This is a genomic window from Acinetobacter sp. TWP2-2-3, from assembly GCF_049896445.1.
Taxonomy (GTDB): domain Bacteria; phylum Pseudomonadota; class Gammaproteobacteria; order Pseudomonadales; family Moraxellaceae; genus Acinetobacter.
Window position 1 is genome coordinate 20,851 of sequence record NZ_JAFCUI010000017.1, and the last position, 7,418, is coordinate 28,268.

Sequence of the window (7,418 nt, forward strand, 5' to 3'; positions counted from 1 at the left end):
AATGGACAAAAATAATGATTTCTGAATATTGGATGTGGGCCACTTGGTTAACTAAGGTTATTTTATATTTAAGTGTAGCTTTTGTCGTTGGTGGAGCCTTTTGCTATTTTTTACTTAGACAATATCTTGAACTAAAAGAATCGATTCTTAAATATATTACAATTGGCGCTGGATTAGGCCTAATTTCCAGTACCTTGGGATTTTTTATTCTGATTGGTAGTTTTGCCAATACTGGTATTACAGGTATGGTGGACCCCACGTATATTAATATATTGGTTAATACTCCGACGGGGTATATATACGTTCTTCGTTCTATTAGTTTTGCTCTTTTACTTCTTCTCATGGTGGTTAAACTTAACAGGAACAAAGGTCATTTTTCTATAATTGAAAGTTCAATATTTTGTATTTTACTTATCCCGATTATTTTTAGTTTTTCCCAGCTCGGACATGTCGCTAATTTAACCTTACTTGCTCAAATTTTATTATCAATCCATATTCTAGTTATGTCGTTATGGATGGGGTCTTTATATCCGTTATGGAAAACCAGCCGGGAAATAAGTGGTTTACCTTTAAAAGATCGCATGCATGTATTTGGACGTATTGCTGCTTTCATTGTTGGGATATTAATCGCCTGTGGCGCTAGTGTAGCTCTTCTTTTAATTAAAGATTTTAATACCTTAATCAATACTGCATATGGCTATGGTTTCATGGTTAAAATGTTTTTTGTTATAGGTATTCTACTTTTAGCTGCCTTCAACAAATGGTATTTCACCCCGCGTCTTCAACATCCTAAATTCGCTAAACACCTTAGTCATGCCATTTTATTTGAGATGTTATTAGGTCTATCAATTCTATTAACAACAGGCTATATAACCACTGTCGTGGGTATTGAATAAGAGAATTTCAAAATAAGGGAATTGAGGAAATTTAACATTACTGCATTTATCTTTTGTAGCTGAGCAATAAAGTTTCTACTGGACTGCCAACTTACGACAATCAGAACAGTAAAATCGCATCATGAGGCATTATACATAAAGGTAGTCACCGGTTTTTAGCTTATCTTCAACCCATAACGGTCTCATCTATTCAGTTCACTACCATTGATTGAAATAACTAATCTTATAAATTTCAGAGTGATCGTAGATGACAAAAATGTCATTTTAAAGTCACATTAATGTTGGTTAAGTACTTTTACTGTAGTCATTAGAACACTCTTCTTTGGAATACTCTGAAGAAAACTGTAAGGTTGTAAACAGACCAAGTTACAGCGAGTAACTGATTCAGAAAAAGGCTGGTTGTATGGTGAAAGTTTAGAGTTACTGTTCTAATGTTTTAAACAAATGTTTTGTTAAAAAGGAGCAACATATGAAATTTCACATCGCTAATATGACTTGTGGTGGTTGTGCACGCGGCATTACTACCGCAATTAAAGAGCTCGACTCGAATGCCTCACTCGATATTGATTTACAAAACCGTATTGTTGAAATCAACACAACGGTGAGTCAGGATCAAGTCATTGCCACTCTCAGTGAGCGTGGATTTACAGCTGATCCTGCTTAATCTCTGTTAGAGTAACAGTGGGAATTCCTTACCACTTTTACTCTCTCTTATTTTCCTCATCGTACAGATAAAACCTGTACTTGCTTGAAATAAAAGTAATCCCTGAATTCCCCCTAATCTTGGTTCGAGCTGATCTTCGCATATAGAACTCAGCATATCTAAATGATAGAGATCGTATATGAGTACCGAAATGACTGATACGCCACACTACAGTGAAACATTAGAGATTGAGGGGATGACATGTGCTTCTTGTGTAGGCCGTGTGGAAAAAGCTTTAAAATCTGTTGAGGGTGTTGAATCGGCTCATGTAAATCTGGCTACCGAAAAAGCAGTCATTTATGCGCATCAACCACTTGATCGCGCTACTTTAATTAAAGCCGTAGAAAAAGCAGGCTACGAAGTGGAAGCGCTGCAACCAATAGAGCTTACGATTGAGGGTATGTCATGTGCTTCTTGTGTAGGTCGAGTAGAAAAGGCCTTAAAATCTGTTGAGGGTGTGGAATCAGCTCATGTAAATCTGGCTACTGAAAAAGCGACTATTCAGGCAAGCTCATCTGTCACTCGTGACTCGTTAATTCAGGCTGTCACCAAAGCAGGGTTTGAAGCAAAGTCAGTTCATCAAACTACGGAAAGCTTTCAAGATAAAAAAAATATTGAATTAGAAAAACTTAAAAAAGATTTAATTTTGTCAGTCTTATTGACTCTACCCGTTTTTATTTTAGAAATGGGATCACACCTGATTCCCGCCTTTCATACGTTTATGATGGATAACATTGGCCAACAAAATAGCTGGTTAATGCAATTTTTCTTGACCACAGTAGCATTAATTTTTCCAGGCCGACGCTTCTTTAAAAAGGGCATCCCAAGTTTATTCCGCTTAGCACCAGACATGAATTCCTTGGTGGCTGTAGGAACATTGGCTGCTTATCTTTATTCAGTGGTTGCTACTTTCTTTCCAAGTGTCCTGCCACAAGGCACGGTCAATGTTTATTATGAAGCTGCAGCGGTTATTATCACTTTAATTCTATTAGGTAGATTTTTTGAAGCCAAGGCAAAAGGCCGAACGTCTTTAGCAATTCAACATCTAGTTGGAATGCAGCCTAAAGTTGCCAGAATACAGCTCAATAATCAGGTGATAGAAGTTCCGATTGCCGAAGTTCAAACAGGAACGATTGTAGAGATTAGACCAGGCGAGCGTATCCCTGTCGATGGTGAAGTTATTCACGGCCAAAGTTTTATTGATGAATCCATGATTACTGGCGAGCCTATGCCCGTTGAAAAAACGATAGGCTCTACTGTGGTAGGAGGAACAATTAACCAAAGTGGCAGCTTAAATATCAAAGCCACCTCTGTTGGTAGTTCATCAGTGCTTTCTCAAATCATCCGAATGGTTGAACAGGCACAGGGTTCCAAGCTGCCTATTCAGGCATTGGTTGATAAAATTACCATGTGGTTTGTACCTGTAGTAATGGGTCTCTCTCTTTTAACTTTTATTACTTGGTTTATCTTCGGCCCTGAGCCAGCCCTAACGTTTAGCTTAGTTAATGCAGTTGCGGTACTCATTATTGCATGTCCTTGTGCAATGGGACTTGCAACGCCTACATCAATCATGGTGGGAACTGGGCGTGGTGCTGAAATGGGTGTTTTATTCCGTAAAGGGGAAGCTTTGCAGCTGCTCAAAGAAACTAAAGTGGTTGCTGTTGATAAAACAGGGACCCTGACTGAAGGGAAACCAATTTTAACCGATCTGCATGTCTTAGAAGGGTTTGAATACAATGCCGTACTTTCACTTATGGCAGCCGTTGAATCAAAGTCTGAGCATCCTATTGCTCGAGCAATTGTACAAGCCGCTATAGATAAGGAATTAATTCTGTCTCCTGTTGCTGATTTCAAGTCAGTCACGGGCTATGGAATAGAAGCAACGGTGTCTGAACATTTGGTTCATATTGGTGCAGATCGATATATGGAAAAACTAGGTTTGAATCCTAATGTTTTTTCTCAATTTTCGGATCGTTTGGGAGAAGAAGGAAAAACCCCTCTCTATGTTGCGATTGACCAGAAACTTGCTGCCATTATTGCTGTAGCAGATCCAATTAAAGAATCAACATTTGCTGCAATTGAAGCGTTACATCAGTTAGGTTTAAAGGTTGCCATGATTACAGGTGATAACCGTCATACAGCTCAAGCGATTGCAAAAAAACTAGGTATTGATGAGGTTATTGCAGAAGTCTTACCAGAAGGTAAAATAGAGGCCGTTAAAAAATTAAAAAATCAATATGGTAAACTCGCATATGTTGGAGATGGCATTAATGATGCCCCTGCACTTGCAGAAGCAGATATTGGTTTAGCAATAGGTACAGGTACAGACGTAGCTATTGAAGCTGCTGATGTGGTTTTGATGTCTGGCAACCTGAAAGGAGTGCCAAATGCTATCGCTTTAAGCAAAGCGACTATAACCAATATTCGTGAAAATTTATTTTGGGCATTTGTTTACAATGCAGCTCTGATTCCTATTGCAGCAGGTGTACTTTATCCGCAATTTGGACTGCTACTTTCTCCTGTATTTGCTGCTGGTGCAATGGCTCTCTCGTCAATATTTGTACTAGGAAATGCTTTACGATTAAAACGTTTTAAAGCCCCCCTTGCAATTATTTAACCATTTTTTATATACATTGGCTTTGTTGCACAAAGATTTGAAATGCAAAGCGCCCCTAATTGAGCCAAATTTAAGGCGTAACTTGGGTAAGTGGTCGACCTAATTCCGTAAATCTGTTAAGGACTGCCACACGTGCATGGATCTCATTGACTTGGCTATCAAAACTCCTTGCACTGAGTTTATCTCCTAATAATTTGATGCAATGCATCTTAGTTTCAACCAAACTTCGCCGATGATAGCCTGACCATTTTTTCCATAGTGTCCTGCCTAAACGTTTAATTGCTCGAAGTAATTCATTTCGCTCTAGCGAGCTACTCTTTGTATCTTTCCATGGTTTCGCATTTTTTCTAGGTGGAATCACCGCATGCGCTTGCCGATCTGCAATGACCTGACGGCATTGCTTGGTGTCATAAGCTCCATCGGTATAAACAGAGTCAATCCGCTCATCTTGTGGAATCTGATTAAGTAAATCACCAAGCACCTGTGAATCACTGACATTATTGGTTGTAAGCTGAACTGCTCGTATTTGTAGGGTTTTAGCATCTATACCAATATGAAGTTTACGCCATTGGCGACGATATTCAGGTCCATGTTTCTTGCGTTTCCATTCGCCCTCACCTAGAAACTTCATGCCTGTAGAGTCCATGAGTAGATGCAGCCCATCGCTACTTTTTTGGTAGCTGATTACAATATCAATATGCTTTTGTCTTCTACAAAGCGTGGTGTAATCTGGAGCTATCCAATTTAATCCGCAAAGTTTAATCAGACTTTGCACAAAGCCAGTGACCATACGTAAAGACAGACGGAATAAGGATTTAATCATTAAGCAGCATTGGATGACTGCGTCGGAGTAGGTTTGATTTCGCCCTTGTTTACCGATGGACGGAGCATACCATTGCGTAGCAGGATCAAACCAAATGGCAATATTTCCGCGACTCATGAGTGCTCGGTTATATGCGGGCCAATTGGTTGTGCGGTAGATTTTGTGTGCAGGCTTCTTCATTTGAAAATTATATCGCTGAAAAACCCTTTACAGATAGGTTTGTGCAACAAAGCCATCCACGATTCATATTCAATCCCATGACTTTAAAGCGCAAAGCGTGTTGCAGATGCAGCTCTTATTCCGAGGAATTTTACACTGGTATCGCCCGCCGATAGAAACACCAGATCCGGCAGTCAGGACGTAAATAACCATTCCTCCAGTTTAAATAAAAAAACCTGCAGATTCGATGCAGGTTTTTTTTAGAGATAATCAATCGCGTCTTATTTGGCTTTACGCTCTTTTTCAATCAGGTAATTCACCACCTGAATGACTTTGGCATCATTACCCTGCACAATATATTTACCATTCACGGTCACTGCCGGAACACCACTTAACTGATACTGAGCAGCCAGATTTTTGGCTTGGGCAATTTTCGAAGTGATCGGGAAAGATTTATAAGTGCTGTTAAATTTCGCTTCAGGAATACCATAGCGGGTATAGAACTTGGCCAATTGCGCCTGTTCTAAAATTGGACGTTGCTTATCATGAATATCATGGAATAATTGTAAATGTGCTTTTTGACGCACACCCAATGCTTCAGACACATAATAAGCACGCGCTGCCTGCTCCCAGAGTGGATTCATTGCAGCCGGCGTACGTACAAAACGTACATCTTTTGGTAATTTTTTCAACCAGCCCTGCATATGTGGTTCAAGCGCGAAACAGTGACCACAGCCGTACCAGAAGAATTCACGTACCTCAATTCTGCCCGGTTTTTCGACTTTGACTGGTTTTGCAACCACCTGATAGTCCTGACCTGCCACAAAATTGGCCATAGCATTGCCTGAAAAGGCCAAAACAGATGCGGCAACAGCTCCTAAAAGGAATTTTTTCATTGGGATTATCGTCCTCTAAATCATTATGCTTAGTGTATGGGTTCACTATAAATCAATTATGCCGGTTCCGTTTTCATGCTGCGAACTTTTGTGCTATCAGAACCGCTACATTAAAGTATGCGACTGATTTTAAGTCAGTTAATATGGCCATTCGACCGCTATGTGTTTTTAGATAATCACAAAAGTTAAACTTTGAGTAATAAAAACGGTTATAATTTCTACGATTAAAACGTAGTGGTCAAACCTACAGTAAATATTAGCTTCTTACTATTCTCTTCAGTAACAGCCGCGTGGCTCTGAGAATGATCTTCTGACATACAATAGTTTCCTTATTCTATTTACGATTAGCTGAGAGACTTGAGTAAGCCTCAATATTTCTGCTAAAAATTGCTTACTATAATTGGTCAAGAAGCTTTCTTTTCATTTATCCACCGGGACAATATTGGTAATAAAACCAACATAAGAAGGGTTGATGAGATAATTCCTCCAATAACCACATTTGCTAGTGGGCACTTTACTTTTTTCTCCAATTCCAATGCCTCCCTAACTAATTAGAGAGTTTTAAGCATTATTACATGAATCTTTCCAGTACTATTGTTGCAAATATACTAAGTTGCATATTTATTCCTGCCTATGTATAGGAGCATATGTAACCCTAAAGTTTAAAATAGTCTTTTCGGATTATTTAAAAATTTGAAAATGGTAAAGAATAAATTAAAAACAATAAATATATTTATCATTCGATTTAAAAAAATTAATTAATCTTAGTTACACCATACTAAAAATAACTAATTTTTAGTTTTCCTAGTTATATGTGCTTCATTATAATTTTGAATTAATTCTCTTCACACCCTTTGCTTTTTTCATTGTTAATTATTTCTAAATTTTTCTCTAAGAAACGAAGTCCCCCATCAGCAAAACTACTGGTTGAAAAAACTATAGTAAAAATAACTAAAACAATCTTCATATATATATTATTGAATCTAATCATATCTTGGACCAAAAAATAATTTCTTCATATACTAATTCCTAGATATATACACCTAAATGACAACCAAATTACAAATTTGTAATTTTGTTAAGGTTTGTCCTAAAAAAAATAAATTAATACTATTTTAACAAAGATAAGTCGTTGCTGAAAAATTTGAATTGTAAGGGATTTAATTAGGCACTGTTGCAAATAGAGATTTGAGTCGATGATGTTCCCTTTAAAAAGTACTTAGAGACCGAAAACCCTGTTGATTAGACACACTTCACCCTGAGGCTGACCATAATAAAATGACGATGCTTGTCCTTTACGTAGTGCACGCATGACTTCAATACC

The 7,418-nt window shown here is 38.1% G+C and carries 5 protein-coding genes and 3 pseudogenes; 3 read left to right on the forward strand and 5 right to left on the reverse strand.

What is annotated here, in order from left to right; genetic code table 11:
- Positions 1 to 14: 14 nt before the first annotated feature.
- From ACP7AK_RS14655 to ACP7AK_RS14665, 3 genes are all read left to right on the forward strand, one after another.
- Positions 15 to 896 carry a copper resistance D family protein gene (locus tag ACP7AK_RS14655; protein ID WP_023278709.1) on the forward strand — a complete coding sequence of 294 codons (882 nt, stop codon included), beginning with the start codon at positions 15 to 17 and terminating at the stop codon, positions 894 to 896.
- A gap of 469 nt (positions 897 to 1,365) precedes the next feature.
- Positions 1,366 to 1,560, forward strand: coding sequence for a heavy-metal-associated domain-containing protein (locus ACP7AK_RS14660; protein WP_004281879.1), 195 nt, complete (start codon positions 1,366 to 1,368; stop codon positions 1,558 to 1,560).
- A gap of 178 nt (positions 1,561 to 1,738) precedes the next feature.
- Positions 1,739 to 4,216, forward strand: a complete 2,478-nt coding sequence (locus tag ACP7AK_RS14665) for a heavy metal translocating P-type ATPase (RefSeq protein WP_004281880.1) — start codon at positions 1,739 to 1,741, stop codon at positions 4,214 to 4,216.
- A 70-nt stretch (positions 4,217 to 4,286) separates the two neighbouring features.
- Here the strand turns inward: ACP7AK_RS14665 and ACP7AK_RS14670 are convergent, their stop codons facing one another.
- The 5 genes and pseudogenes from ACP7AK_RS14670 to ACP7AK_RS14690 form a co-directional block, all read right to left on the reverse strand.
- Positions 4,287 to 5,219, reverse strand: a complete 933-nt coding sequence (locus tag ACP7AK_RS14670; protein WP_034581348.1) for an IS5-like element ISAba12 family transposase — start codon at positions 5,217 to 5,219, stop codon at positions 4,287 to 4,289.
- 260 nt (positions 5,220 to 5,479) lie between these two features.
- The gene (locus tag ACP7AK_RS14675) at positions 5,480 to 6,094 is read right to left on the reverse strand and encodes a thiol:disulfide interchange protein DsbA/DsbL (RefSeq protein WP_004281236.1); all 615 of its coding nucleotides are present in this window, start codon (positions 6,092 to 6,094) and stop codon (positions 5,480 to 5,482) included.
- Between the two features lie 177 nt (positions 6,095 to 6,271).
- Positions 6,272 to 6,411 (reverse strand): annotated as a pseudogene (locus ACP7AK_RS14680) (cation diffusion facilitator family transporter); the annotation flags it as partial.
- Between the two features lie 87 nt (positions 6,412 to 6,498).
- Positions 6,499 to 6,615 (reverse strand): annotated as a pseudogene (locus ACP7AK_RS14685) (hypothetical protein); the annotation flags it as partial.
- Between the two features lie 698 nt (positions 6,616 to 7,313).
- Positions 7,314 to 7,418: pseudogene (locus ACP7AK_RS14690) on the reverse strand (IS6 family transposase); the annotation flags it as partial.

Bases quoted from the DNA above. Each gene is read 5' to 3' on its own strand.
- ACP7AK_RS14665 (WP_004281880.1), top strand. From the start codon at position 1,739: ATGAGTACCGAAATGACTGATACGCCACACTACAGTGAAACATTAGAG.
- ACP7AK_RS14655 (WP_023278709.1), top strand. From the start codon at position 15: ATGATTTCTGAATATTGGATGTGGGCCACTTGGTTAACTAAGGTTATT.
- ACP7AK_RS14675 (WP_004281236.1), bottom strand. From the start codon at position 6,094: ATGAAAAAATTCCTTTTAGGAGCTGTTGCCGCATCTGTTTTGGCCTTT.
- ACP7AK_RS14670 (WP_034581348.1), bottom strand. From the start codon at position 5,219: ATGAAGAAGCCTGCACACAAAATCTACCGCACAACCAATTGGCCCGCA.
- ACP7AK_RS14660 (WP_004281879.1), top strand. From the start codon at position 1,366: ATGAAATTTCACATCGCTAATATGACTTGTGGTGGTTGTGCACGCGGC.